General features: G+C 41.7%; 28 protein-coding genes and 2 pseudogenes. 20 read left to right on the top strand and 10 right to left on the bottom strand.

The annotated features are described in order from the left end of the window. The first annotated feature begins 8 nt into the window (after positions 1-8). Positions 9-134 (top strand): hypothetical protein, encoded by a 126-nt coding sequence (locus E7X56_RS12180; RefSeq protein ID WP_256360047.1) that lies wholly within the window; start codon positions 9-11, stop codon positions 132-134. Between the two features lie 728 nt (positions 135-862). On the opposite strand, the gene E7X56_RS05635 is transcribed toward E7X56_RS12180, so the two are convergent. Together E7X56_RS05635 and E7X56_RS12090 are read right to left on the bottom strand one after the other, a co-directional pair. Continuing rightward, a complete protein-coding gene (locus E7X56_RS05635) occupies positions 863-1,504 on the bottom strand; it encodes a class I SAM-dependent methyltransferase (RefSeq protein ID WP_244603418.1) in 642 nt (213 codons plus the stop codon). A gap of 149 nt (positions 1,505-1,653) precedes the next feature. Continuing rightward, positions 1,654-1,851 (bottom strand): annotated as a pseudogene (locus E7X56_RS12090) (ISH3 family transposase); the annotation flags it as partial. A 347-nt stretch (positions 1,852-2,198) separates the two neighbouring features. Between E7X56_RS12090 and E7X56_RS05630 the strand changes: the two are divergent. The 12 genes and pseudogenes from E7X56_RS05630 to E7X56_RS12310 form a co-directional block, all read left to right on the top strand. Continuing rightward, complete coding sequence (locus tag E7X56_RS05630) at positions 2,199-3,395, top strand: S-layer protein domain-containing protein (RefSeq protein ID WP_135605669.1); 1,197 nt, start codon at positions 2,199-2,201, stop codon at positions 3,393-3,395. A gap of 39 nt (positions 3,396-3,434) precedes the next feature. Continuing rightward, positions 3,435-4,511 carry an iron ABC transporter permease gene (locus E7X56_RS05625; protein WP_135605667.1) on the top strand — a complete coding sequence of 359 codons (1,077 nt, stop codon included), beginning with the start codon at positions 3,435-3,437 and terminating at the stop codon, positions 4,509-4,511. A 5-nt stretch (positions 4,512-4,516) separates the two neighbouring features. Next, the gene (locus E7X56_RS05620; RefSeq protein ID WP_135605664.1) at positions 4,517-5,341 is read left to right on the top strand and encodes an ABC transporter ATP-binding protein; all 825 of its coding nucleotides are present in this window, start codon (positions 4,517-4,519) and stop codon (positions 5,339-5,341) included. Between the two features lie 13 nt (positions 5,342-5,354). Then, positions 5,355-6,200: a class I SAM-dependent methyltransferase gene (locus E7X56_RS05615; protein ID WP_135605662.1), complete on the top strand. Its 846-nt coding sequence runs from the start codon at positions 5,355-5,357 to the stop codon at positions 6,198-6,200. A 46-nt stretch (positions 6,201-6,246) separates the two neighbouring features. Next, complete coding sequence (locus E7X56_RS05610) at positions 6,247-7,479, top strand: ABC transporter substrate-binding protein (protein WP_135605660.1); 1,233 nt, start codon at positions 6,247-6,249, stop codon at positions 7,477-7,479. 136 nt (positions 7,480-7,615) lie between these two features. After that, positions 7,616-8,452 carry a class I SAM-dependent methyltransferase gene (locus E7X56_RS05605; protein ID WP_135605658.1) on the top strand — a complete coding sequence of 279 codons (837 nt, stop codon included), beginning with the start codon at positions 7,616-7,618 and terminating at the stop codon, positions 8,450-8,452. Positions 8,453-8,456: 4 nt separating this feature from the next. Then, complete coding sequence (locus E7X56_RS05600; protein ID WP_135605656.1) at positions 8,457-9,218, top strand: helicase HerA domain-containing protein; 762 nt, start codon at positions 8,457-8,459, stop codon at positions 9,216-9,218. A 56-nt stretch (positions 9,219-9,274) separates the two neighbouring features. Then, positions 9,275-9,886 carry a hypothetical protein gene (locus E7X56_RS05595; protein WP_135605654.1) on the top strand — a complete coding sequence of 204 codons (612 nt, stop codon included), beginning with the start codon at positions 9,275-9,277 and terminating at the stop codon, positions 9,884-9,886. Continuing rightward, on the top strand, positions 9,883-11,154 hold the full coding sequence (locus tag E7X56_RS05590) for an ABC transporter substrate-binding protein (protein WP_135605652.1): 1,272 nt from the start codon (positions 9,883-9,885) through the stop codon (positions 11,152-11,154). The genes E7X56_RS05595 and E7X56_RS05590 overlap by 4 nt, the downstream gene beginning before the upstream one ends. A 35-nt stretch (positions 11,155-11,189) precedes the next feature. Further along, positions 11,190-12,305 (top strand): iron ABC transporter permease, encoded by a 1,116-nt coding sequence (locus E7X56_RS05585; RefSeq protein ID WP_135605650.1) that lies wholly within the window; start codon positions 11,190-11,192, stop codon positions 12,303-12,305. 1 nt (position 12,306) lies between these two features. Then, positions 12,307-13,083: an ABC transporter ATP-binding protein gene (locus tag E7X56_RS05580; protein WP_135605648.1), complete on the top strand. Its 777-nt coding sequence runs from the start codon at positions 12,307-12,309 to the stop codon at positions 13,081-13,083. Between the two features lie 199 nt (positions 13,084-13,282). Then, positions 13,283-13,462 (top strand): annotated as a pseudogene (locus tag E7X56_RS12310) (hypothetical protein); the annotation flags it as partial. 22 nt (positions 13,463-13,484) lie between these two features. On the opposite strand, the gene E7X56_RS05575 reads toward E7X56_RS12310, so the two are convergent. Then, positions 13,485-13,934, bottom strand: coding sequence for a universal stress protein (locus E7X56_RS05575; RefSeq protein ID WP_135605646.1), 450 nt, complete (start codon positions 13,932-13,934; stop codon positions 13,485-13,487). A 347-nt stretch (positions 13,935-14,281) separates the two neighbouring features. Between E7X56_RS05575 and E7X56_RS12305 the strand changes: the two genes are divergently transcribed. Next, positions 14,282-14,467, top strand: a complete 186-nt coding sequence (locus E7X56_RS12305) for a B12-binding domain-containing protein (protein WP_135605769.1) — start codon at positions 14,282-14,284, stop codon at positions 14,465-14,467. Between the two features lie 103 nt (positions 14,468-14,570). Here the strand turns inward: E7X56_RS12305 and E7X56_RS05565 are convergent, their stop codons facing one another. The 5 genes from E7X56_RS05565 to E7X56_RS05545 all read right to left on the bottom strand — a co-directional run bounded on the left by E7X56_RS05565 (position 14,571) and on the right by E7X56_RS05545 (position 19,718). Continuing rightward, the gene (locus E7X56_RS05565; protein ID WP_167879455.1) at positions 14,571-15,275 is read right to left on the bottom strand and encodes a phosphoribosyltransferase; all 705 of its coding nucleotides are present in this window, start codon (positions 15,273-15,275) and stop codon (positions 14,571-14,573) included. Positions 15,276-15,412: 137 nt separating this feature from the next. Continuing rightward, positions 15,413-16,456, bottom strand: a complete 1,044-nt coding sequence (gene wtpC / locus E7X56_RS05560; RefSeq protein ID WP_135605644.1) for a tungstate ABC transporter ATP-binding protein WtpC — start codon at positions 16,454-16,456, stop codon at positions 15,413-15,415. A gap of 19 nt (positions 16,457-16,475) precedes the next feature. Then, complete coding sequence (locus E7X56_RS05555; RefSeq protein WP_135605642.1) at positions 16,476-17,264, bottom strand: ABC transporter permease; 789 nt, start codon at positions 17,262-17,264, stop codon at positions 16,476-16,478. A gap of 48 nt (positions 17,265-17,312) precedes the next feature. Beyond that, the gene (gene modA, locus E7X56_RS05550; protein WP_167879454.1) at positions 17,313-18,164 is read right to left on the bottom strand and encodes a molybdate ABC transporter substrate-binding protein; all 852 of its coding nucleotides are present in this window, start codon (positions 18,162-18,164) and stop codon (positions 17,313-17,315) included. Between the two features lie 273 nt (positions 18,165-18,437). Beyond that, positions 18,438-19,718, bottom strand: coding sequence for a serpin family protein (locus E7X56_RS05545; protein ID WP_135605638.1), 1,281 nt, complete (start codon positions 19,716-19,718; stop codon positions 18,438-18,440). Positions 19,719-19,994: 276 nt separating this feature from the next. Between E7X56_RS05545 and E7X56_RS05540 the strand changes: the two genes are divergently transcribed. Together E7X56_RS05540 and E7X56_RS05530 are read left to right on the top strand one after the other, a co-directional pair. Further along, positions 19,995-20,243 (top strand): hypothetical protein, encoded by a 249-nt coding sequence (locus E7X56_RS05540; RefSeq protein WP_244603417.1) that lies wholly within the window; start codon positions 19,995-19,997, stop codon positions 20,241-20,243. 407 nt (positions 20,244-20,650) lie between these two features. Then, on the top strand, positions 20,651-20,914 hold the full coding sequence (locus tag E7X56_RS05530; RefSeq protein WP_135605634.1) for a helix-hairpin-helix domain-containing protein: 264 nt from the start codon (positions 20,651-20,653) through the stop codon (positions 20,912-20,914). 144 nt (positions 20,915-21,058) lie between these two features. Here E7X56_RS05530 and E7X56_RS12085 read toward each other — a convergent pair whose 3' ends face one another. Continuing rightward, positions 21,059-21,199, bottom strand: coding sequence for a hypothetical protein (locus tag E7X56_RS12085; RefSeq protein ID WP_244603416.1), 141 nt, complete (start codon positions 21,197-21,199; stop codon positions 21,059-21,061). Positions 21,200-21,408: 209 nt separating this feature from the next. Next, positions 21,409-22,551 carry a PAS domain-containing sensor histidine kinase gene (locus E7X56_RS05520; RefSeq protein WP_135605632.1) on the bottom strand — a complete coding sequence of 381 codons (1,143 nt, stop codon included), beginning with the start codon at positions 22,549-22,551 and terminating at the stop codon, positions 21,409-21,411. A gap of 46 nt (positions 22,552-22,597) precedes the next feature. Between E7X56_RS05520 and E7X56_RS11750 the strand changes: the two genes are divergently transcribed. From E7X56_RS11750 to E7X56_RS05505, 4 genes are all read left to right on the top strand, one after another. Then, positions 22,598-22,738, top strand: a complete 141-nt coding sequence (locus E7X56_RS11750; protein ID WP_167879453.1) for a hypothetical protein — start codon at positions 22,598-22,600, stop codon at positions 22,736-22,738. A 278-nt stretch (positions 22,739-23,016) separates the two neighbouring features. Beyond that, positions 23,017-26,073 carry an ATP-dependent DNA helicase gene (locus E7X56_RS05515; protein WP_135605630.1) on the top strand — a complete coding sequence of 1,019 codons (3,057 nt, stop codon included), beginning with the start codon at positions 23,017-23,019 and terminating at the stop codon, positions 26,071-26,073. 238 nt (positions 26,074-26,311) lie between these two features. Then, positions 26,312-26,542: a hypothetical protein gene (locus tag E7X56_RS05510; RefSeq protein ID WP_135605628.1), complete on the top strand. Its 231-nt coding sequence runs from the start codon at positions 26,312-26,314 to the stop codon at positions 26,540-26,542. Beyond that, the gene (locus E7X56_RS05505; RefSeq protein WP_135605626.1) at positions 26,539-26,856 is read left to right on the top strand and encodes a DUF2283 domain-containing protein; all 318 of its coding nucleotides are present in this window, start codon (positions 26,539-26,541) and stop codon (positions 26,854-26,856) included. The genes E7X56_RS05510 and E7X56_RS05505 overlap by 4 nt, the downstream gene beginning before the upstream one ends. Positions 26,857-26,875: the final 19 nt, after the last annotated feature.

Genomic DNA, 26,875 nt, shown 5'->3' with positions numbered 1-26,875 from the left:
TCAACATCATGAAGTCGAAAATTATCTATGGCCCAGTCCTTTCAAGAAGGCTTGGGCGCTCACTTGGAATCGATGCAAAAGATCTTGCAGTTATTATCGAAGAGTTGCTTAGGGAAAAAATATTGTGGAGATAACCGCGGAGAATGAAAAATATTACCGTGCAGTTAGTTAACTCAATTCAAATCAAGTTCTTATGCTCTTCTATCTACACTTGAAAATATTAGAATATTAGCCTTTGTAGAAAGGCTCTAAAATAACAAATAATAATTCTAATGAACATGTTTATACTGCATGTTATAACATAATCTTGATTCTCCTGTGGTTGATTTTGGTAGGATTCATACAGAGCCAAAGACTCCAAATCTACACCCACATTACAAACATTTCATATCGGCAGAGGTGTCTGTGGCTTACATTTGACAGAAAATGCACTTATTACATAATTGTGGATTAATATTTTCCACAGTCCCACCTCATGTGAAAATTAGTATCGAATCAAGCCTTGCAATACCTTGTTTTGTCCAGTATTTGCAAACAGTACAAAACTGTATGCATTCACTGTTCACTTTCAATTCCGAATTACATTTCGAACATCTTTTTAATGTTCCATATCTAGACCCACTCTTTTTTTTAACTCCCAATATTGTTAGCCATATCGCCTGATAGCTAAAAAATTTCATAGAACTTTTCTAAAAAGTATGCTGCCCTGTAATACCTACCATTTTCAGATTTGATCTCGATTGTCCTCCCTCACCAACCAATCTCTCGATTATTGGAGACAAATCACTTTTATCAATATCAAGAGACTGGGCAATCTGCTCAATGTACTAGGGCTTCTAAGTCAGGCCATTTCAAAAAGTAGTTATTGTTTTACAGCTCTGATAACCACAAAAGATCCTTTTCCATGACCTGACATTACAGGCTCCAAATACTGTACAGCCTTCAGGTCCCTGAAGAGGGTCTGGGTGAAATAAAAGTCGTCAAAACCCGAACTTTTAAGCAGTTCCACGACCTCTTCCACAGAATAGAAAGTGGCAATTTCATAGAATACACTTTTCTTCTTTTTCTCCTGATATGATCTGCCAACAGCGCTGTTCTTATCTATAAACCCTATAATAAAAGAACCACCAGGATTCAGGATCCTCTTCGCTTCTCTAAATGCAGATTTAATATCATTCAGAAAACAGATAGTTGTGACCATCAGTGCAAGGTCGAAACTGGAATCTGCAAAAGGTAGTTGTTCAGCCACACCATAGACCGTCTGGATACCCCTGTTGCGGGCGATATTTACCATTCTGGGAGATGGGTCCACACCAAAAAGAATGCCCAATGGAACTGCAAACCTGCCTGATCCAACACCGATCTCGAGTCCTCTTGCATATGGTGGCATATTAGCCCTCAGTGCCCCAAGCTCTGATTCATAGACAGGTCTGTTCTCCTCGAACCAGTTTTCATATCTAGATGTGTACCTTTCAAAGGTTTCGATCCTTGGCATGGAAGACATTCAACCTCGTAATGATGCTCTTGTTAAGAATAGAATAGAGTGGTGATAAATTTTATTGTAAGCCCATTTCAAAATTCGGCTTTGTAGTAACCCCCATAACTAATTCCAGCAGTTCACTAATATTTGACTCCTTCCATATTAATCCTCATTTATCTACAACATTCAACTGTTAACATCGGTTTTAGCTTCTGTCTCACCCATTCCGCAACAAAATGGATGAATATATCAAATCTGAACAAGTCACTTTCGATAGTATGGAGCCCTCTTTTTACAATTGTAAAATGTTTTCTTTGCAATGCTAACCAGACGTTTTTAAGAAGAAATGAAACCAAAGCATGGAAATATCGAGTAGTATAGGCTTTCTTTTGCGATTGGAAATGCATGCGGAGGGAATTTTACCGCATATAAATGTATCGTATGATGTCGTTTATATGAGTTTAAACTGAAATTAGCGAACTACTGAATTTATTTTCATTTCGCTGCATGGATACCTGTTCCACAAATTTCTAGCGTCACAGTGTTAATACAAATATATATATAATACATATTTTGTATGTATTTTTTGAAAATAAATAACACTAAAAATAACGATTATTTATAAAAATAATACTTACCGCTATTAATGAATGTCTACTTATTAAAAAAGGAGGAATGATCTATTAAGATTAAACTAGCTAAAAAGGTAAATATCGCAATGTTGGTGTTCATATCACTTATTCTTGCTGTCGGTGTCTGCTCTGCAGACTCGGTTGAAGTACGTGGAACTATTCTTGACAGTGGAAATGTATCTTCAATAGAATGGGATGGTTCGAACTGGGGTGCTCTTTATTTTGCATTGAATGATGCAGGTTCTAATACGGAATCACTTTGCTATGAGAATGTTGATCCTGAAAATCCTGCTATTGGTGCAACACCTGATAACAATGTTATTGATGAAAATGAACTCATCTATAGAACGCATACATACAATAAAAAATTTAAACTAAGTGCAAAAACTGATGCCACTGCTGTCTCTACGTATTCTATTATACCTTTGTTCGGTAAAAAATACATCGCTGTTAATGATGATGCAAGTAAAATGACAACGCTCATCACAGAACAGGGTGGCGGTTCCGAAAAGACCTTGAAAGAAGGTGAATCCTGGGATCTGGGTAAAGGCTACAGTCTTACGGTTAAGCAGCTAGATCTTGACGGAGGAAAGGTATGGTTAGCTCTTTACAAGGATGGAGCTGAATTGGATTCTAAGATTCTGAGCACAGATGGTGCAGATGATGAAAGAACATTTGTCGCAAAAGATGATTTTGCCGGCAAGGAAGATGCTGTCTACTTTGTAACCTATGTAGATGAGGCATTTAAAGGTGCATCTGATTGTTTTGTAATTCTCAAGTATACATGGCTTGTTGATAAAGATGATATTACAAGCATTGAAGTGAACGATGAGTTCGGGGCCTTGAAGTGTACTGAAACATCAGTAGATGGGATCACATTATCTAACGATCAGGAGATAACCCTTGAAATGAGCGATACCGTCTACTTCACAGACGATTGGTACTTCAGGGTATCAAAAGCAGGTAAAGGTACGGACGGTGGTTATCTTTTCTACCCTGCAATGAAGATAATCGTTGAGGATAAAGCAGAGCCGGAAGTAGTTACGGAAGAAGTCGAAGTCGAGGTACCAGAGTCAGTTTCTGAATCAAATTCAGCTGAAACTTTAGGGGTTGCCAAAGCAGCACCCAACTCAGAGGTCACAAATAGACAAACAGTAGGAGAATCGAACAAAGAGTCCGCTGAAAACCCTATTGAAACTCCTGCTGAAAAAACACCAGGTTTTGGAGCATTGTTCACAATTCCAGTAATTCTTGCGGTTTTATCCTTTACCAAAAGAAAATAAATAATCTCCAACAGTGAACTCAAATATGGAGTATCAATAATGTTTGAAACCTTAAAACAGATTAAGGAAAGGATAAACAATCAGGATGTAGATGGTTTCTCGGATATGAGAAAGTTCGCAATCCTTTGCATCCTTTTTGTGGTGCTGGGCCTTGCAGCAGCCATCGCCATGGTACTTGGTGCATATAATATCTCTTTTGTAGATGTATATGCAACTATCATCGCTAACCTCAGCCCCCTTCGGGATGCATCCAGTATCAATAATCTACATAATACCATAATATGGAACATACGGTTGCCAAGAGTCCTGTTAGCTATTATAGTAGGTGCTGCTCTTGCAACATCTGGTGCGGTCTTCCAGGGATGTTTCAGGAATCCACTGGTCGAGCCCTATATTCTCGGTGTTTCCTCCGGGGCGGCGTTCGGGGCGGCACTGGGGATTGTTTATCCCCATATTTTTTACTCTATCCAGATATCGGCCTTTGTTTTTGCCTCACTTGCCGTTATGGCTGCCTATACGCTGGCAAGAACGCGAGGTCAGACCCCGATCATCACTCTCATACTTGGAGGTGTCATCATTGGTTCTATTTTTTCAGCAATGGTCTCCCTCCTAAAATATACGGCTAATGATTCTTCATTACGTGAGATCGTGTTCTGGTTGATGGGCGGGTTCTACTATGCCACCTGGAATGACGTTGTCATTACCGTACCAATTGTGGGTCTGTCTTTTCTGGTACTGTGGATGTATGGCTGGAAACTGAATATTCTCTCAATGGGGGATGAAGAAGCCCGGGGACTGGGTATCAACCCGGAAAAATCCAAGATTATCGTGGTCGCACTTGCAACACTTGTTACAGCTGTTGCAGTTTCAACTGTTGGAATTATCGCATGGGTTGGTCTTATGATGCCCCACGCAACGCGAATGATCCTTGGACCTGATCACAGATTTGTGATACCTTCTGCGGCAATGCTTGGCGGGATCTATCTTATCGTCTGTGATACACTGGCACGTACGCTCACGACTTCCGAGATTCCAGTCGGGATCATCACGTCAATTCTGGGTGCACCATATCTTTGCTATCTTTTGAGAAACAAAGGACGTTCGTTACTTGGGTGATTCTCATGTTACAGGTAAAAGATATCCATTTTAATTATGGATCTACTCAGATCCTTAAAGACATCTCTTTTAATGTTGAAGAAGGACAGCTCTGCGGGTTATTTGGTCCAAACGGATGCGGAAAGACCACACTTTTCAAATGCTGCATGAATTTTTTAAAGTTCCATAAGGGTTCCGTGATCATGGATGGTATGGACATCAATGAGTGCAGGATCGAGGATATGGCCAAAGTAGTGGCGTACGTTCCTCAGGAGCATAAACCCCCCTTTCCATATCTGGTAAAGGAAGTGGTATTGATGGGAAGAACACCACATCTTGGAGGTTTTTTTGGCGTCAAACGTGCTGATAAAGAAAAAGCACTGGACGCACTTGAACTGCTGGATATCTCCCATCTTGCAGAACAACCTTACAACCAGTTGTCAGGCGGACAGCGCCAGATGGTGTTGATAGCACGGGCAATAGCCCAGGAGACAAAACTGATGTTCCTGGACGAACCTACCTCTGCTCTTGATTTTAGCAACCAGTTAAAAATCTGGAAGCTACTGCGCAAGGTGGCTGATCAGGGAATTACTATCCTGGCGTGCAGTCACGACCCGAATCATGTCTCGTGGTTCTGCGACGACGTGGTGGTTATGAATGAAAATGGGATCATTGGTCAGGGTCCTCCCTACCATGTGATCACAGAGCCCGTCCTCGATGAAATCTACCAGGGTATGTGCACAGTCAGGAGTCTGGATGGGACTAATATGGTATTGCCTCGTGATGTGGCAGTCAAAGAGAAAGACGGGACGTCAAGACAGATGCCGGCGCTTCGGAGAGATGTAGAATAAACGGATGAATTACATGGATGAAAATACGATTGATTGGAATGAAGTCTGGAAAAACCAGATGCTAAAGAACATTGAATCGAAGTGTGCCGTCGAGTGTGCCCGAGTATGGAATAATAAGGAACGAGCGACGCAATACTGGAAGGCGGTGCAGAATAACAAAGAACAAAACCAGAAGACCATTGAGGGACTTCCGCTCACACCGGATTCTCGAATACTGGATATTGGTGCCGGGCCGGGAACACTTACGATTCCGATATCCACTCAGGTAACTCATGTAACTGCAGTAGAACCCTCTGAAGGTATGATGGGTGTGCTGCAGGACAATATCGCAGAGTATGATGCCGACAATGTCACCTGTGTTCAGAAGCGGTGGGAAGATGTTGAAATAGAAGCCGACCTTGACGGCCCTTATGATGTGGTCATAGCCTCTTATTCCTTAGGTATGCCTGACATCAGGGAATCGATCCTGAAGATGGTGGACGTCTCCTCGAGATACGTCTACTTATACTGGTTTGCCGGGGAACCTTCGTGGGACAGCAATTATAAGGCACTCTGGCCCTCCCTCCATGAGGGCGATTATCACCCAAGCCCAAACTGCGATGTGATCTACAATATGCTCTATCAGATGGGCATCTACCCCCATATGCAGGTCTTCCCGGTTAATCATTTCAACCGTTTTCAGTCTATTGAAGAGGCTGTTGAACATTTCAGATCCTACTACAATATCACTACAGACCATCAGGAATCGGTTCTTAGGGATTACCTTGAAACCGTTCTTGAAAAGGATAATGATTCCCTGGTCATGAATGGATCATATACTTCTGTGAAGATGTGGTGGGAAAAAGAGACAGGCGAGTGATTACTTAAATTTATTTATACATTATATCAAAAAAGAGGATATAAAAATGAAATCTAATTTACAGTATTGCGTTCTTGTTACTGTATTGTTGAGCGTCCTACTGAGTGCAGGATGTATGGGAAATGCGAATGATGATGCCGCAGTATCCCACGAGCAGTACCGGACAGTTGTCGATAGTCGCGGAGTTGCTGTGCAGGTACCAATAGAGATTGAAAAGGTGGCCACAATCGATGATGGACTGATTGAAGGGGTTATGACCACAATCGGTGTCCAGGATACTCTTGTGGGCATAGGGTCCAGCTGTTTGCAGCGAAACTTTAACTATACCTACGAGACCGTAGGCGGGGAGACATTTAACTATGAGGATGGAATGAATCCGGTCACCTATCTGAACCCCGGGATCATGGACCTCCCTTGCTTTGCAAAGTCCGGTTCTGCGGTGAACTACGAAACACTTGCAAGCCTTGAGCCCGATGTGGTGATCGTCCGTCTGGGTAGCTGTTCACTGCGGTTCATTGATGATGAAGGTACACAAAAAAGCATCGAAACGATCGAATCTCTTGGAATACCGCTGGTCGTTTTATACGGATCAAGTTGCTATGATGATGCAGATGTGTCTACCATCTCGGATGAAATTCGCATCATTGGCCAGGTATTTGACAAAGAGGCCGAAGCTACCAAACTCGCAGAATATCTTGAAAGCCAGGTCGACTTCATAAATGAGCGGACAAAAGATATTCCTGATGAGGAAAAACCTGATGTATTAATCTTTGGCGCATCACCAAGAGCCCGGAGTGCTGGTGGGGCAGGTCAGGTCTTTGGGCTTGATACGATCGAGTCGTTCTTTATTCAGGACCTCGTTCATGCGAGGAATGGTTTCCAGGAGGATGGGAACTTCAAGATAGTGAGCGGCGAGCATGTGTTGGCATTGAACCCTGATGTGATTGTGCTCTGCACTGCATCTGGATACCACCCACCACTTGAACTTTATGAGGCACCTTACTACCAGAACCTGCAGGAACTGGATGCCGTGAAGAACAGATGGGTTGTATCATTACCATGGTCACCCTGCAACTGTGCAAAACGGCTTGAATACCCGATCGATGTAATGGTGATCGCAAAGGGAACATATCCGGAGCGCTTTGAGGACATTAACCTCGCGGAGTGGTTGCTGGACTTCTACCAGAACGTCTATGGTGTGGACCTCGATACCGCAAAGGAGTTGCGCTCAGCCCAGTGGATGGACTGGACTCTCGAGGATTGTCCCACCTGCAATTAAATTCTCGAATCCATATCAATTGAAATTTGATATGGATCTCAATATTTTTTAGCATGAATCATGAGCGGTTTTCACTGACGAGGGTTACCTCGGCATGTGCACGTAGTAAGGAGTATGAACGATATGAGGACTAACTATGAATGAAAATATAATTGACTGGAATGAGATCTGGAAAAAGCTTGTAGATAGCCAACAAAGCTCCAATCACAAAAGCAGCCATACCAGTCTATGGGACAGTAAAGAAAACGCAGAGCGCTTCTGGAAAAGATCACTGGAAAATAGGGGAAGAGTAGAAAAGACCATAAATGAACTTCCCATAACAGCCGATTCAAGGATACTTGACATCGGAGCAGGACCGGGGAGCCTAGCTATTCCCCTGGCCGAAAGAGTATTCCATGTAACTGCTGTCGAGCCTGCAAAAGGAATGATAGATGTCCTGCAGGAGAACATCAAAACGTACGGCATAGATAACATTAGTTGTGTCAACGAACGCTGGGAAGACCTTGATGTTGAGAACGACCTCTACGGCTCCTATGATGTGGTGATCGCATCATTTTCACTGGGAATGCCAGATATACAGGATGCAATACGAAAAATGGAAGCTGCTTCCTCAAAGTATATCTGCCTGTACTGGTTTGCAGGTGAGTCACCCTGGGAATACCATTCCCGTATCCTCCACCCTGCCTTATACGGGAAGGAATATGTTGCCGGCCCGAAATGCGATGTACTCTACAATGTACTCTACAATATGGGCATTTATCCAGACATGCATGTATTCCCATTGGAATACACAAACCGCTTTTCCTCAATAGATGAAGCTGTTGACGAATTTAGATCCCGCTATGAGATCGACACGCAACAACAGGAAACTATCCTGCACGATTACCTGCAGGGCTTGCTTGAAAAGGAAGACGAACTGCTTGTGAACAGAGGATTCTCGACCCGTGTGAAAATATTCTGGGAGAAGAGGTGATCAATTGAAAGTACTGATATGCGGAAAAGGCGGAAGCGGGAAGAGTACATTGACGGCACTAATAGCCCAATCCATGGTAGCAAAAGGGTTCAACGTGCTTGTAATAGACAACGATGAATCCAATTTTGGGCTTCACCGACAGCTTGGAATGGAACTTCCTGCAGATTTTTTGAATTTTATGGGAGGCAAAAAAGTCCTCATTGGAAAAATGAGGGAATCATTCCAGAAAGGAGAAAAAAGTCAATTCTTCGAACATCGATGGAATATCACTGACATCCCCGATGAATTTGTAATCAGAAAAGGAAACCTGAACCTGATGGCTGTAGGCAAGATCCATGAAGTCGGTGAAGGATGTGCCTGCCCAATGGGTATCCTTGCCAAACATTTGTTGAAAAATATTGATACATCTGAGAACGATTTTGTAATTGTGGACACCGAAGCTGGGATCGAACATTTCGGCAGGGGTGTGGAAGAGGGCTGTGATATGCTTCTTATGGTGATTGACCCTTCCTATGAATCGATCCGTCTTTCAGAAAAGGTCAGTGAACTTGCAGATATTGCAGGTAAAGAACTCTATTTCATATTAAACAGGGCCGAAGGAGACAGTAAAGAGATCATGTGCTCGAAAGTTCCCGAAAACCGGGTACTTGCAACTATCCCTATATTAGAATCCCTTTTCAGAGCTGGTCTCCTCGGAACGGAATTCCAGACTAATATTCTGGAGATCGAAACTATTTCCGAATTTCTAGAAAAACAACAGCAGTGAAATGTTGAACAATAATTTGCCTGAAACAAAGGCATACATAAAAACAAGGTGAGAATATGAACGTAAAAAAAATAGCAATGATACTATTGGTGCTCGCAGTAGCAGGAATAATGGTATCACCTCTGACCCTTGCCAATCAGGCGGAAGTTACAGATGTCACAAGAAGTGCACCTGCGAATTTTGCTGCAGGCGAGGAAATAGAAATAACCTTGACAATCGAGGGAAATGCCCCGATAATGGTAGGTTTAGTGGAAAACATTCCTGAAGGTTTCAGTTTCCCTAAAAAAGATTCGGACATATCAGATGTCAAACATTTCAAGGTAGACCGGAAAACGGGCAAGATCGTATTTTCCGTAATGGACGAAAAAGAGATCAGTTACAAGGTAATCGCTCCTTCCAATGGAAAGGCCAGTTTTACGGGATACTGGGTGGATTTGCTTGTGCAGACTCCTGAACTGAATGAAGGCAAAGAACGCTGGAAACCTGTGATCGATCCTACATCATCCAGCCCCAATAAAGGCATGTCTTCATTTGCATCAGATCAGGAAAACATCCCTGTAAGTACGGAACCGAAAACACCCGGTTTTGGAGCAGTGTTTTCTTCAATTGCAATACTTGCCTGCTTGCTTATATCTAAAAACAATTTAAATGGAGGGAACAATAAATGAAATATCCCGCTCTTATGTTTGGTATCTTTATACTGTTCACAGGAATTGTTTTATCTGCTACTACCGCTGCTGCTATGGATTCAAGTCTCCCATGTGCAGGGGGTGACGGGTACATCTCTGAAGATGATCTATCTGAGGCGGTTTGTGACTATATGCTTGGAGAAGGTAAATATTCCCTTGATGATGTCGGAGATGCAGCATACATCTATAAATTCTGGGATGGAAAACCCAAGACAATAACAGACCAACATGATCGTAAGGTTACCTTTTACAGACCAATTGAAAGAATCATTACAACAAACCCAGATAATTCACGAATGATCATAGCCCTTGGCGATCTGGATAAAATGGTAGCAACCGATGAGTGTACTCGTTCGGGATGTGTGCTTTACAGAGATATAAATGATGAAAAGATCGCCGTGGAAGCATGGGAATCCCTCCAGATCCACGACGGTGGACAGCTTGACGACCTTCCAGAGACAAATACCCGCAAGGAGATCGATTACGAAACAATGGCAATCCTGAAACCTGACGTGGTGATCGACACTCTGTGGTACAGCAGAGGCGATGCGGTTGAAGAAAAGGTGGGTTGTCCTTGTGTGGACGCTGGGGCTGGTTTTACCTTTGAGGAAATGTTCGATCATATGCAGCTTATGGGCGAGATACTCGATAAGCAGGAAAAAGCCGATGAAATCGAAAACTTTGTCCAGTCCAAGATCGATATGGTCAAATCAGTAACAGATCAGCTTGACGAAAGCGAGATCCCTACGGTTTACTTTGCTCCAAGAGGTGCAAAGAAAGGCTTTTATGATGCTGTGGAAGGGAGGGACTTTACTAGAACTGAAGCAATCTACGAACCCCTGACCATTGCAGGTGGAAACAATGTTGCAAAGGACTGTACCGGAGACAAAATCAATGTGGGTCCAGAGCAGATCGTAGTCTGGGAACCGGATTACATTTTCGTTGCCAGGAGTACCTCCGTTGAGGTCAGCGGAGTGCAATTTGTCATGGATACACCCGAACTCTCGGAAATTCCTGCGGTCAAAAACAATCAGGTTTATGATTGCTTCTACCCCTACTGCCGTGGAAGACCGATAGACCGCAGCCTTCTGAACATGCTCTACATGGCAAAGTGTCTCCATCCTGAAGAGTTCAAAGGCATGGACTTGGAAGCTGAGGGAAATGAAATCTATAAAGAGATCCTTGGTGCGGACGGAGTATTTACTGCCCTTGTTGAATACCAGCCATTCCCAAAGCAGGTCTACTAATATGTATATGCGTGACATAACACATATCGGGAGGAATGATAGTGAAACGTCTGGAAATTCTTCTGAAGACTAAAATGCCTGAAAAGAACAAAGACCTACCCGATCAACATCAGGCCGAATACAGGCATTACATTGGAAGAAAGCTCATTATGGTGGGTTTTCTTCTTTTTCTGGTAATTTTCCTTACGGCATTTATAGTTACACTGGGACCTCTGGAAATATCAGTAGTTGAAGTCTATCAGATCCTGCTTGCAAAATTTTTACCGGGATATTTCGACACTACAGGACTGCCGTCACAGATCGTCTGTAATATTCGTCTTCCAAGGATTATAGGGGGCTTAATGGCCGGTTTCGGATTAGGGATTTGCGGCTGTGTAATGCAGGCTGTACTCAAGAACCCCCTGGCAAGCCCTTTTACACTCGGGATTTCTGCAGGTGCTCATTTTGGAGTTGCTATTGCAGCAGTACTGGGTGTCGGGGTCATAGGCGGACCTTACCTGCTTATCGGGAACGCGTTTGTATTTTCGATGCTCTGCGCCGTATTCATAATCGCACTTTCAAGTTTTAAAGGGGCAACTTCCGAAACCCTGATCCTTGCAGGGATCGCCCTGAATTATCTCTTCAATTCGCTAAGCAGCTTGCTCCAATATTTTGCAACAGATGAGCAATTGCGTGTAATGGTAAGCTGGGGAATGGGTGACCTTTCGGCATTTTCCTGGTGCAATTTCCATCTAATCCTGTGGATCTTTCTCATTTGTACTCCCCTTCTCTATCTGAAAGCCAAGGATCTCAATATTATGACAATCGGAGATGAAAATGCCAAAAGTCTGGGAATCGATGCAAACAGGGTTAGGATGCTTGGTATGTTATTAGCAAGCCTGCTTACCGCAACGATTGTCTGTTTTACAGGGACGATCGCTTTCATAGGGCTGGTTGCACCACATATGGCAAGAATGCTCATTGGTTCGGATCATAAGTATCTGTTCCCCGCAGCAGGAATTATGGGAGCGCTGGTCCTAATCTCCGCCGATGCAATAGGAATGAACATAATAAGACCAACAATCATCCCTACCGGAATCACAAGTTCCCTGCTAGGAGTGCCGTTTTTCATGTATCTGATACTAAAAAAGAAAAGAAAGGAGTTCTGGTGATATGGTCAAATTAAAGATAAAAAACATGAGTTTCGGATATGCCAGCACTCCTATATTTGAGGATGTTTCAATTGATATACAGACCTCAGAGCTAGTAAGTATTGTGGGGCCTAACGGTGCCGGGAAATCCACGCTGTTAAAGTGCATCAACCGCATCCTGACTCCTGATTCGGGAGACCTGTACCTTGACGGAAAAAACCTTCATGAAATGAGAAGACTAGAGGTTGCCAAAAACATTTCCTATGTGCCTCAAAGCTCAAAAAGAGTTTTTTCGAATACTGTTTTTGAAACGGTTCTTATGGGAAGGCGTCCCCACCAGGGATGGTTCAGTAACAAAGAAGATGAAGAAAAAGTATGGGAAGTGCTTGATGAACTGGAGATCAAGGATCTGGCGCTTACCATGTATGACGAACTTAGTGGAGGCCAGCAACAAAAAGTCCTCATCGCAAGGGCACTGGCTCAGGACACTGGTGTTATACTGCTCGATGAACCTACCAGCAATCTGGATATCCGGCACCAGCTGGATGTAATGGATATCACGAGGAAACTTGTTAAAGAAAGGAACGTGGCTGCCATTATGGTTGTACATGACCTGAATCTGGCATCCAGATATTCAGACAGGATAATTATGATGAGAAATGGAGAAATAATCTCAATAGGAGAACCTGACTCAGTGCTTACGTGTGAAGATATAGCCCATGTCTACGGTGTTAACGCCGAAGTGATTAATAGCAACGGGGGAAGGCCGTATATTATTCCCATAAGTTCTATAAGATAAAATCGAAGGAGGAAATGAAAATAATGGAAAATATGGGCATATCTGGTATATGTTGAAACCATATTTTTAGTGCAATTGGTAGATTATAATACATATACTCAGTAGTTCGCTAATTTCAGTTTAAACTCATATAAACGACATCATACGATACATTTATATGCGGTAAAATTCCCTCCGCATGGATTTCCAATCGCAAAAGAAAGCCTCTTCAATTCGATATTTCTATGCTTTGGTTTCATTTCTTCTTAAAAATGTGTGGGTGACACTTCAAAGAAAACATTTTACAATTGATAAAAGAGGTCCTCATACTACCGAAAGTGACTTGTTCAGATTTGATATATTCATCCATTCTGCAACAGTTTTTACATATGAAAATTAACCGATTTTCAGGATCCCACATATCATCGCACAACCAGCACCGGTACCTTGGAATGTCTAACAACATTCTCTGCTACACTACCGATTAAGAACTTCTTAATTCCCGTCAAACCAAGTGTGCCCATCACTATCAGGTCAATATCATTTTTCTCTGCATAATCGATGATCTCTTCAGCTGGTCTGCCTTTGAGCAATACAGATTCCACCTGAACTTCAGCTTCCTTTCCAGCTTCTTCTACATATGCAGTTGCACGCCCTCCCCTATCAACTAATTTTTCTTCAATTCCCTTCGCCCAGCTTATACCCCTTCGTGCAACCAGGGCATACTCATCAGAAACAACATATACTGCATAAACTTCAGCCCCAGTCCCTTTTGCAATTTCAATACCATAAGAAACTGCGTTTTTGACATTATCTGAACCGTCGGTTGCAATCATAATTTTCTTACAAATATTCCCTTTCGTCTTATCCACTCCCCTTTTGTCCCATAAGCTAATAGAAACAGTTTATAGACTCATTTTGTAGCATTTTAACTCATGAGTCTTGATAGATGCAATTTACACAACTGAAACTTATCCTAAATATATACTTTGGACATATCCTATATAAGTGATTTGTCAATTGATATATAATATATAACAATAATAATATTAAAACTTCATTTCAAATAGAGTATTGTGATATTGCACAAATTCATCAAAATGACTAAATACTGATTAAGAGAAATCTATTTCTTAATTGTTTTGCTTTTAGCAGACAAAACATGGCCAAAATTTGGAAAATGGGGGCATAAAATGACTAAAGAGCAAATTTTGAAACAATTAAGCGATTCATAGTAAATAATGATGAAACTGCAGCTAAAGAAGCAATTGAAGAAGAAATTACTGCAGGAATAGCTCCGGTAGAAATTATCGAATCTGGCCTTTCTGCAGGGATGCTGGAAGTAGGTTCAAGGTTCGAAGACGGCGAAATATTTCTTCCACAGGTTATGATGTCGTTTATATGAGTTTAAACTGAAATTAGCGAACTACTGAAGTTGTGAAAATTATATACGTTTCCGACTTGTTTTTTATACAAATCAAAGAACTTGCAATCTACTTATCCACGGTTTACTTCGAAACGTTTGCTTTTCTCCATAACATATTCTCTTTATCATCAATGCACTCTATACTTCCCCTCTCATTCAGGTCTTCAAGTATTTCTATCAGATCCGATTGTTTTATAGTTATACTGTAGCAGGCATCAAACTCGTTACAAATTTGCTTGGGGGTTAAAGTCCTGTCAGCAATTATCTTTTCGGTAAACCCTACGAGATCTTCGTAAGCAGCCCATGGGTAAACGATCCAGCGCCATTTAACTATCTTTTTGGCATAATAATCCGGCACGAAATCCGAGCATATTTTATGCTGGAGGACTGCCGTTTTGATCTCTGCCGGTTTAAGGCATTTCAGGTATTCTACGGCAAGACTTAGCGTTTTACCCGTATCTGTAACATCATCCACAACAAGGATCTTTTTACCATGAATATCAACGGAGAGTGGAAACTTGAGCTTTGCCGTCTCTTGAATGTCTGCTGCCATTTTGTAGTGCTCGATCTTTATTGTTGTCAGGTCATCAAAAAGTAGAAAATCGCATACGAGCCTGGCAGGTACATACCCACCTCTGCCTATCGCAATTATGATGTCAGGTAAATATCCAGAATCTTTTATTTTTTTAACAAGTATCTTAGAAAGACTGTGCGTTTCTCTAAAACCCATCAACTCACATTTAAATGAGGAGCGATCAGCAGGTGGATATTTATTCGCAGTTGCCATTGACATAGAATATATTCTTATTCTGTAAAAAATGTTTCGAATATTGATATTTATACTTAGTTTTGACCTTACTAATATCCTAACATCATAATAGTCTCTGCTGGATTCAAACTTCTTTTTTCTTCTTTTGTACCGTTTTAGATAATATGCGTTGCAGATGCCTTGAATGTAAGATAAACTTTCTTTCCGATTGAAAGTCCCATATCCCCATAGTCTCTTTTTGTAAGTACGACCTTGAAAGGTATTCCTGCATCTATCACCACTTTGACAGTTGACTTCATCCTGCTCACTTCAGTAAGAACCCCTGAAAACGAGTTCCTTGCACTGAATTCAATTGGATTTTTCGATATCAGGATATCTTCCGGCCTAATAGAAAGACTCACATTCCCTGATTTCAAGGTACTTGAAACTACCTTGAGTCCATTGACAGATATCTCGGCAAGATCCCCCTGAATAACTGCTTTCCCGTGGAACAGGTTCTCTACACCTACAAAGTCGGCAACGAACGTGGAATTTGGTTTCCTGAATACATCATCAGGCGTACCAATCTGAAGAATTTTTCCACCATGCATGACAGCTATGCGGTCACTGAGAACAAATGCCTCTTCAAAGCTATGTGTGACATGGATAGTGGTTGTCTTTTTTAGTTGATGTATCCGTGAGAGTTCCTGCCTCAGTTTAATCTTTGTTCCTGTGTCAAGGGCAGAAAGCGGTTCATCGAGCAACAGTAATTTTGGTTCAGTGATTATCGCCCTTGCGATTGCGGTTCTTTGTTTCTCTCCACCGCTCAACGTTGAAGGATGCCTGTCAAGGAGATGACGTATTCCCAGCATTTCAGCAGTCTCTTCGGCAAGTTCCGGGATTTGCGATTTATCAAACCCGTTATAGTATAATCCAAATGCAATGTTCTTTCTGACATCCATATTCGGGAAGAGCATGAAATCCTGATAGACCATACTGATGTTCCTGTCCTTCGGAAGCAGGGAGCTGACATCATTTCCATTAATAATTATGGAGCCAGTGTCTGGTTTATATATACCTGCAATCGTTTCAAGAAGTATAGTCTTACCGGAACCTGTAGGACCCAATATGCAGAAATATTCTCCTTCCTTTACACTCAGTTCTATATCCTCAAGTGTAAAATCACCAAGTTTCTTTGAAAGGTTCTTTACTTCTATCATATTCATTCAAATCGCAAGATCAGTATAGTTTCGCGATTCCTCCCTTACGTTCAAACAAATAAAGAGTGATACCTGATATGCATATCAATATCGTTGCGGCTGCAATTGCAAGATCCAGTTCTCCTGAAGATAGGTTCAGATAGAGGGCTATTGGCAGTGTTTCGGTTTTCATTCTAGTGGCACCCGCAAGCATCAGTACCGCCCCGAATTCTCCCATTCCTCTCGACCAGGTTATCACAGAGCTTGCCAGTATGCCATTCTTTGAAAGAGGCAATGTTGTTTTTATGAAAGCCTGAAAAGGAGTGCAACCCAGGGTCTGAGCCACATGCTCATATCTCGGATTTATGCCTTCAAAGGTTGAGCGCATTATCCTGAGCATCAGTGAGATATTCACGGTGAACTGGGCCATCACTATCCCAAGAGGTGTGAATACGAATTTCAGCCCCACGTCTGCAAGATAAGTACCTACGGCAGATGTCCCAAAGATCAAAAGCAGGCCAAGTCCTGCTACAATAGGAGGCAATGCCATTGGCATATCAAGTATGGTGCTGATAAGTGTCTTTCCGGGAAAATCATGCCTTGAAAGTGCATAGGAAACTGGTATCGCCAGAAATATGCACATAAGCGTGGATGCTATGGATGTTAGCAGACTGAGTTTTATTGCAAATCGTATTTCAGGAGATACAATATTGGTAATGAGACTGGCAGGGTCTGTGTGAGTGATTATCTCAAGTATCAATGAAAAAATGAAAAGAGTGAGCAGAAGCATTAGGAACAGTGTTGTTTGCTTGAATCCCATTTTTTGCATGCAACTGCTCCTGCTTGGTTTTAGTATAATTTATGTTCTCTGATCTGTTCAGTTGTTCTCTAAATATGCATACTTTTCATCAGGATAGAGCGTAAATCCGTATTCCTCAAAAACTGCTCTGCCTGCATCCGAAACTACAAATTGTACAAAATCATCGGCAGTTTCTTCATTTTCAGAGGAATTGAGGGTACCAATAGGTATTATCTTGATGATGTTATCTTCATCATATATCTCTATCACATCGAAATTTTCATTGTCCCTTACGAGGTCTTCCCACACTATTGATGCGTCTGCCTGTCCAAGGGAAAGGTAGGTGACAAGTTCATTCACAGTTGCGCCTTTAGCAATGACATCTTCCTCAACCTGCTCATAGATTCCCTTGTTTGTTAGCATCTTCTGACAGAGAACACCGATCGCTACTGCTTCAGGGTCTCCGAGTATCACATCTACATCATCATTTGCAAGGTCATCAAGCGTGCTGATTTTTGCAGGGTTCCCTGCTGGTGTGATTATCACAGGTATATGGTACGCGACCTTGCTGAAATTATCGATTAATCCCTTTTCAGAAGCAACTTCAAAGTAATAGGTTGCACCAGGCATGTAGACATCTCCCTCGCCTGTGAGTTCCATTTGTGTCAGGAGTGTATTGGCGCCTGCATAATTGTACTGCACGGAAATGCCGTATTCTTCTTCAAATAATTCCCCTATCTCATCCATTGGTTTACGCATTCCTGCTCCGCAATATACCAGAAGTGGGGCCTTGCTGGCCTGTTCATCTAAAGTAACATCATCATCCACTACATCCGGGTTTGTAACTGCATTCTCCGTGGAATCGACACAACCAAGAAAGAGGATGCAACAAAGCAATATTGAAAATATCTTCAGTTTTTTATTTACCATCCAATCCTCTCCCACATGTAAAAAGGCAGAATGTATGTTATGCTCTATTGAGCACAACATCATTCGAAGTAGCGATGTTTGAAGTGTTATGTTTAGTGAAACATAACGGTACATTCTTGTTATGTTTGATATAAATACATTTCTACAATTCCCGCTTTGACCGATAAATAGGGTATTTTTCGGTCAACGATACGAATTATCGGTCAATGAGTAAAGGAATAGGATTTTGAACTGAATACGAAGGAGATGAAAATTATATTAGAGAAAATGTCATTATGACATTTCCTCATATTCAGGATTCTCAACTTTTCCCACGAAGAGAATGCAGCCTGTTCTTTTATCTTCGATGAAGAACATGAATGGATGATCTGCCTTAAATTCCATTATCTGTCCAGGCATCGGTGCACTGTCAACTGCTTCAATGGCTGTTGCTGCTGCTGCCTCGGTACCTTCTTCATTCACTTCGATAAATGCTTGGTGAACTACCTCATCTATGGACAAAACGTAATCACCTGACACCTTCTGGCTATCATAAATACTTGAGAAATTTGCGTTGTTTGTAAAAGCATCTACTATTCCCATATTTCTCAGTGTATCTGATAATTCGGTTTTTGTATCAAACTTGAATTTAGGCAACCAGATCCTCACATCCTTTTCGGATTCCATAGATGACTTGAGTTTGTTATAATCAGAAAGTCTAAATATGTTTTCAAAATCTCCAATGTTATTTTTTTCAGGGAGAACAATATACATACATAGATCATTGCCCTTATAAGGCAGTTCGACGATTTTTGCATCTTCGCTCTCACCGTAATTAAAATACTGCCTTGTGTACATCATATCTATGAGAGTTCCTTCTTCATTTGAAGATGAATTATAGAAAAGTTCCTTTTGAGTATTTTCTATGTCAAACTCATTAATCCATTTTCCTTTAAAGTAAATTGCATTTGTAATGATCATGGCTGTGTCGGAGTTTATCGTTCCATCCGAAATTAAGTCCTTGATCTTGCCATTGGTATTTGTTGAAACCCATTCATTGATTATATCTTGAGACTTTTCTGGTTCATTTCTAAAATCTACATTTGTTGCATTTCCACCATAGTAAATCTTCAAGTTATGTGCAAATTGTTCATTCAATGGGTAATTCTTTCGTATCCAGAGAGCATTGGCCGTTTTTAGATCATATTCATCATTAGCAGAATTGATTGTATCTATCATTTCTTTTGAACTCTCTTCAAGAACAGGTTTGCTTAGAGAATAGTAAAACACATTTGAAATCTGCTCTTTTGTGGAACCTTCAGCACCATCATAACAAATAGCCATTGCAGTAAATATGCTATATGGTGAAAAAAAGATATTTTCATCTTCATTTTTAACCATTGAATACATGTCAAAAGCAAAAGCATTATTTGCAGTTGAGATATCATAATCATCAATTGAATCTGCATTGATTGTAGTTTTTGTGTTTACAGTCGAATCTTCAATACAACCACCTAGAAAAAGTGATGTAATTATGCACAATGCAACTATCTCCAAAGTTTTTATTTTATTCATAATCTTTAGTAGAAGTGTATGTATAAAAAATTTGTGATGCTCTTGTAATCTGCATTAAAATGTATCGGGAAATTTCAAGGTAATTTTCGGTCAAAAACACGATTTTTCGGTCATATTGATTTTTCGGGCAAAGCGTACAATTCCAGCAAAACAAGTTCCTCAAATTATAATTTTTATTTTAAAACTTACCTATTTTTTCGATAAGACCGAATCAAAAAAAGGATTGCTATCCCCATCAATACATTCATATGGCATAAATTTGTTCAGTCTCAGAATATGGAAGAGGTTTTCCAATATGCACCTATTGCAGACATACTTCTTCTTCTTCTTGATCACTACACTCCAGAGGAGTTAAAAGAAGTGGCACCTGAGCTTCGCAAACTCAACCCAAAACTTGAGATCGCAGTTGGTGGCATCGCATTTAAGGACATACCAAAATATGCAGCAGCTGTTGATATAGTTGTAACTACCGCACCATATTATGCAAAACCTTTTGATCTCACAACGAAAATAGATCGACTCTAATGAACAGGCAGCCGTGTGTGTTCAAAATGGAAAATGACTCTATAATGTCAATGTTACTCGAACAGATCATCCCTTGCAAGATCGTAAGGAATCTCATTCCTGATGTTGATTATATCAGAATATGAAATGAATAACATTGGATATGAGAGGCTGATAGAGATATTGCATTCATATATAATGAGGTCTGATAGAACAAGCAGCATCGATAATAACCTGTTCCAGCCTTATCCGGAAGAGCTTCAATCAAAAGTAGCTGAGAACTGGAATAAAGACTATTGGAAGAATAAATGATATCAAAGGGATATTATGAGTAAAATGAGGAGTTTTATATCAAAGATTGTAATGGTTATGTTTTGGGATTTGCGGAGAGCCTTTGATACTAATAATTTCTCGTTAATTTTTGAACAATGACTCTATCGAAACCAGATGATCTTGAACAGATTCCAGCTGTTGGGAGCAAGATGGCTCAGGAGCTACGGGGTCTGGGCATTCATTCAATTGAGGATTTGAAGGGAAAGGATCCCGAGGAGCTTTACTTCAAGCTTTCCACCCGAAAAGGAATGCATGTCGATAGATGCGTACTCTATGTATTTCGCTGTGCTGTGTACTATGCTTCAAACAAGGATCATGATCCTGAACTATTGAAATGGTGGAACTGGAAGGATGTATGAAATCTCTGAAGATGAGGATGAAGGATAGTTTGGAGAACTCATAAGGTATTCAATTCCCATCCTTCAAACCTTTCCCTAACATGAGCATTGAGAGTAAACGGCTTGTCACTCTTGGCATTCTGCTTCATGTAATGCAAAGTACCCTTAGAACCCCATCTTCTTCCATTCGGTATAAGGCATGTCAATGATCTTCTTTCTCAACAGATCTGAATCATCTCTTTTCCCCACATAAACAGGCTTCATGTCATCTTTTGCCTTATTCTCTTTAGATAATGTTAGATACAATTCTAACGTCTTTAATGTACTCCAGTTATCAAAGTTTGGTGTACATTCACTGCTGTTTAAACTCTTTGGTTAAAACATCCCCATATTTCATGGTTGAATTTAGTAACAGTAGGAATGGAATCATACACAAAAAACGAATTATAGAACCATTGCTACTGGCTTCGTGCCAATCCATTGGCATATTGGTAGGTTGCCCGTCTCACATGTCTTCACTTCGGTAGATTCACATGAACCGTTGTCCCGCCACCTTCCTCACTCTCCACCCAGATCTTCCCATTATGGGCTTCTACAATGTTCTTGCTGATGTACAGCCCCACTCCTGTGCCTCCATACCTGCGCCTGATCGAGGCGTCGATCTGGTAGAACCTCTGAAACAGGTTCGGTATCAATTCTTTTGGAATACCGATTCCGGTATCTTCAACACTGATGTGCAGATTGTCCTCTTTCTCTTGTGCAGTCACAGTTATCCTGCCTCCCGATGGTGTGAATTTGATCGAATTGTCAACAAGGTAGACCAATAGATCGGTCAATTTATCTTTATCCCCATTTATTGAAGGTAAACTGTCAGGTACATACTTTTCAATGGTCAGATTCTTCTCCTTGACCTGCGGAAGCATATCAGCAACCACGTAGTCTGTGATTTCTACGATCTGGACCGGCTCAAATACGTATTCAATGGTACCGGCTTGCACCTTACTGATGTATAGAAGAGAGTCAACAAGACGCCTGAGCCGCTCTGAGTTGCGCATGATCGTATCGACTGTTTTTTTCTGCTGATCATTAACTGAACCTAACGTTTCATCAGATAAGATCTGACCGTAGCCCTTGATGCAGGTAAGAGGCGTTTTGAGTTCATGGCTTACGTTCGATAGGAACTCGTCCTTCATCCTGTCAAGGGATTTCAGTTCCTCGTTAGCGTTTGCAAGTTCCTCTGCGTATCGTTGAAGTGCATCCTCTGCCCGCTTGCGCTTAGTGATGTCTTCAATAATACAGATGCCGCCCTGCAGGGAACCATCTTCAGATATGTTCGGGCTGAAATCGGCTTTGATGGGTGTGATCTTGGTGCCGGTGGTGGGACTATACTCCCCCTCGTACTGTCCCGACTTCCTTGCCAGGACCGCCTCAAGAGCAAGCCGCATATTTTCATCCCTTAAGGAAATCTCCATGTTAAAGCCGATGACCTCTTCTTTCGGCAGACCAAGGATCTTAAGAAGGCTTTCATTGCATTCAGTTACAATCCCATTTTTATCAAAGTGGAAGATTCCCAGCGGTGAATTTTCAAAGATCAGCCTATACTTCGTCTCAGACTCCCGTAACGCCTTATCTGCTTGTTTATTATTGGTAGTTCGAATTAACTATCCCCTCCCATCAATATGCAAGAGTTATTTTGTGTTGTTTATGGACATAAATGTTATTCCTGCATCATGCAATCTACACAATATTGTTATGTACCATACGAACAAACACGGTATGCTAAATACTGTTAAAGGTGGAATCATTGGAGCTGCACTCATTGCAGGTCGCAGAAGAAATGCCTAATATCAAGACATCCTTTTTCTTTTTTAATCAAAATCAACTATTATTTTTACTCCTTACTGTCGTTCAATGACTGTCGAACAGCGTTCGACTCGGACGGGACGGGAGAGGGACAGACAAGGAGCGTGAAAGGTGGAGCACCTTACCAGAGTCCAATGTCATTACCCGACCATATTCCACCGAAGATCCACCAAAAACAAATAACAAAGTATAACATCAATCAAATCTTTAACTTTTAACAGAATATTCGTCAAATAAAAAGGACACAGGGGTACTCAAAATTGGCATCCACCACACTTAACGAAGATCAGCTGAAGGCAGTCACCTACACCGATGGACCTCTCCTAATCCTCGCAGGTCCCGGCTCAGGTAAAACATTCACCATCACAGAAAAAGTGGTCGACCTCACCGAAAAAGGCCTATCCCCTGAAAAAATACTTGCACTAACCTTCTCCGAAAAAGCAGCCGGAGAGATGCAGGAAAGGATAGAGAAGAAAATAGGCGTTGGAAGTGGTATCACAGTTTCTACATTCCACTCATTCTGTAATGACCTGATACGTGAGTTCTCCCTTTACCTTAGCATAAACCAGAATGCTAAGCTGATCTCAAAAGAACATTCGCATGTTTGGGGTATCAAGAACATCGACTCGTTCGGCTTCCTGAACCTGGCAATCCCGCCACAACCATACGACCTTATTACCAGTTTGCTGGAAGGAGTATCCCAGTTGAAGGACCATCTTGTCTCTCCGAAAGAACTGGCTGAATATGCTAGTAGCAATCTGGAAGATGAGAGCATCGACGAAGGGGAAAAGGATATCCTGTTAAAGCTGAGCGACCTTGCAAGGTTCTATGAGCATTACCAGCAGTACAAAAGTGACAATGGATTCCTTGACTATGACGATATGATCTCCATGGCCTGCAACCTCCTTGAGACAAATGATGTTGTCAGGAATATGGTGAGGTCCAGGTATGACTATGTTCTTGTGGATGAGTTCCAGGACACAAATTTTGCACAGCTGTTTCTCGTGCACCTGATAGCTGATGGCAATAACCTGACCTGTGTCGCTGACGATGACCAGTGTATCTACCGTTTCAGAGGAGCATATCTTGCTAACATAGAACAATTGCAGGAATACTACAGATCCCTTGAGAAGATCCCGCTTGAAAAGAACTACAGGTCAAGTTCACAGATCGTACAGTTGTCCCAGCAGCTTATCGCGAACAATCCACAGAGGCAGGAGAAGAATCTCACAGCCCACAATGGTGAAAGGAACGAGGTAAAAGTGGTCAAAGCGCCTGATGATGTAAGTGAAGCAGAATGGGTCGCTGAAGAGATCACGACCATGATCAATGACGGTGTCCGACCGGGAGAGATCTTCATACTTACCCGAAAAAGGGCTGACGGCAAGAAGTTCAGTGAATCATTAAAACAAAGGATGATCCCCGTGGAATTTGTCGGGAGCCTCCAGCTGAACCGTTTCCCGGTGGTCAGGGAAGCAATGGCATACCTTCATGTGGTGGCTGATCCTTTCAACAACGGGATCGCCTTTGCAAAGATACTGTCAAGGGAAGGAGTGAGCGAACACAACCTGAAGAAGATCAATTTCCAGGCATTGAAGATCAGCAGGGATGACAGCACTGCAGGAAACGGGATATACTCTGTGTTACTTTACCATCTTGATGAACTTGATATCAGCCAGAAGGGACTGATCCGATCGATAGTATCCCGCCTTAATGAACTGATAGAATACAAAAAGAACCACCTGCCATCTGATACTGTGAAATACCTGCTATCCGAGAAGACCGACTTCTACAGGACACAACTGCAGGAAGACACACCAGCATCCAGAAGGAATATTTCCATCCTCAATTCACTTATCAGAACTGTGGAAGACCTTGAACTTGTTGATGGTGGCAGTGAGCTTGAAACTGTGGTGGAGGACCTTGAACTTGTGTTCGGGCTTGACCTGGATGAGGGAGTGTCCAGCGATGAGGATACTGTTAAGGTGATGACGATACACCAGTCCAAGGGTAAAGAGGCGAAGGTCGTGTTCGTCTGCGACATGGCTACCAGGCATCTTCCTCTTACATACAGAAGAAAGGCCTTCACAGTGCCAAAAGCACTCTCTAAAGGTCGGCAAAGGGATGTAGATGAAAAGGTGCTGCATCTTGAGGAGGAAAGAAGGTTGGCCTACGTTGCCATGACAAGGGCAAAGGAACAACTGTACATGGTGTTCCCTGGGAAATATGAAGGCAACAAGAGAGGGGTTTCACCAAGTGAGTTCCTTGTACAGCTTGAATACACGTCAAATCCCCTGATAGAATATATCGAAGCAGATAAATTTGAAAGGAAGAGCGAGGTTGAGGATGTTTCACCCCTGATGAAGAAAAAGGACGGGTACCTCCGGATGCTCAGCATGTATTCAAAGCAGGGCCAGTTAAAGCAGGCCCTGGAATCCCTTGTGGTCCTCGCCCAGTTGAGGGAGATCGAGGATGAAGGGAATCTGGCTGCTTTTGATGCAAAGGATTTTCTGCAGGTCAATCCGAAAGAACCAAAGGAACTGGAGGATCTGATCGATGGCAATATACCGCCACTTGTTGATCCGAACATGAGGTTCTCCGCTTCCAAGATCAAGACATATCAGGACTGCCCGCTGAAGTTCAAGTACGGGACAGTGCTCAACATACCGACTCCGCAGAAGGCCTATTTCCAAGTCGGTACAGATGTGCATTCTGTCTATGAACAACTGTCCCGGATGGACATGAAGGGAGATTCTATTGACATCGGCATGGCCGAGAAGCTGCTTGATGACATCTGGGACCCTGCAGCATACCCTTCCATGACCATGGAAAAACAGGAACACGGCAAGATGAAGCAGATGCTGGATTTCTGGTTTCGCTTTGAAGAGGAAAATCCGAACGAGACCGTTGCAGTGGAAGAATGGTTCGATCTTGAACTAAGCGGTGCTCATTTCGGAGGAGTGATCGACAGGATCGACAGGACACCTGATGGAGAATACATTGTTATCGACTACAAGACCGGCAAAACCACCCTCTCAAAGAACAAGCTGAAGGATGATGTCCAGATAGCCCTGTATTGTCTGGCTGTGAAGGAGATGTATGGGAAGCTCCCGGTAAAGGCAGGCCTCCTTTATGTCAATCCCGAGGTCCATGAGCTTCGGATGATCGATGTGGATGAGGGGAGGATCAGTGCTGTGGTGGATGGGATCAATGCTGTGGTCGAGAGGGTCTTGAAGGATGATTTTAAGGTTGACGGGGAGCCGAAGTGTTATTATTGTGATTTTAAGGGGATCTGTGAGTGGTGGGAGGGGGAGTGATGGATGTTTCAAATGCTTTAATAGCTTCAATTATCCAAAAATAAACACTAAGACACTAATCCAAATCGATCTTATTAAAGTTAAAACATTGATGACTAAACTTTAAATATAAAAAACGGTATCCACAAGTGATAACAGCTGGATGAATTGATCATGGATATAGATGAGGCACTTTCTTGTATACTAAATATGAATGCAAGTAATCTATACTCCACAGAACATTTTGCGAAAAGGGTAAATGAGCGCAAAAAGCCATATAAATCCGGACATTAATGGCTTATATGAAACGCTTCTCAATAAGAAGCCAGTTACAATTTCAAAGCAAGATGATAACAAATTTAAACTTCATTATGAATTAACTGATGATTACGATCTTACAATTATCGTAAGTATTAGAAAGAACAATATTGTTAATTTGGTAACTGCTTTTATTGAGAAATCTGAGAAACGGAGGCGTAAAGATAAATGAAAGAACTTACAGCAAATAAGTACGATTACGACTCCCAGAGTGATAGCGTTTTCTTTTATGGCACTGATAAGGAATATGAGTATTCTATTGATTTAGATGGCATAATTATTGATTTTAGTGAAGATAAGCAAATAATGGGTGTTGAAATCCTGGATGCATCTAAAAAATTTAATCTTTCAAAATCAGATCTCCATAATATTAAACATTTTAATGCTTTGATAGAAATTACAAAAAATAACATAGATGTATCTATGAAGATCGAAGTATCTAAAAGAAATAAATTGGATCTCATCAACATTGAGTGGGTAATTTAATATCTGTATCTTCCAATTC

This window comes from Methanococcoides sp. NM1, from assembly GCF_900774285.1.
In the GTDB taxonomy this organism is placed as follows: Archaea; Halobacteriota; Methanosarcinia; order Methanosarcinales; family Methanosarcinaceae; genus Methanococcoides; species Methanococcoides vulcani.
Note: the sequence above shows the minus strand (reverse complement) of the source record. Positions and strands in the feature narration are given on the sequence as shown.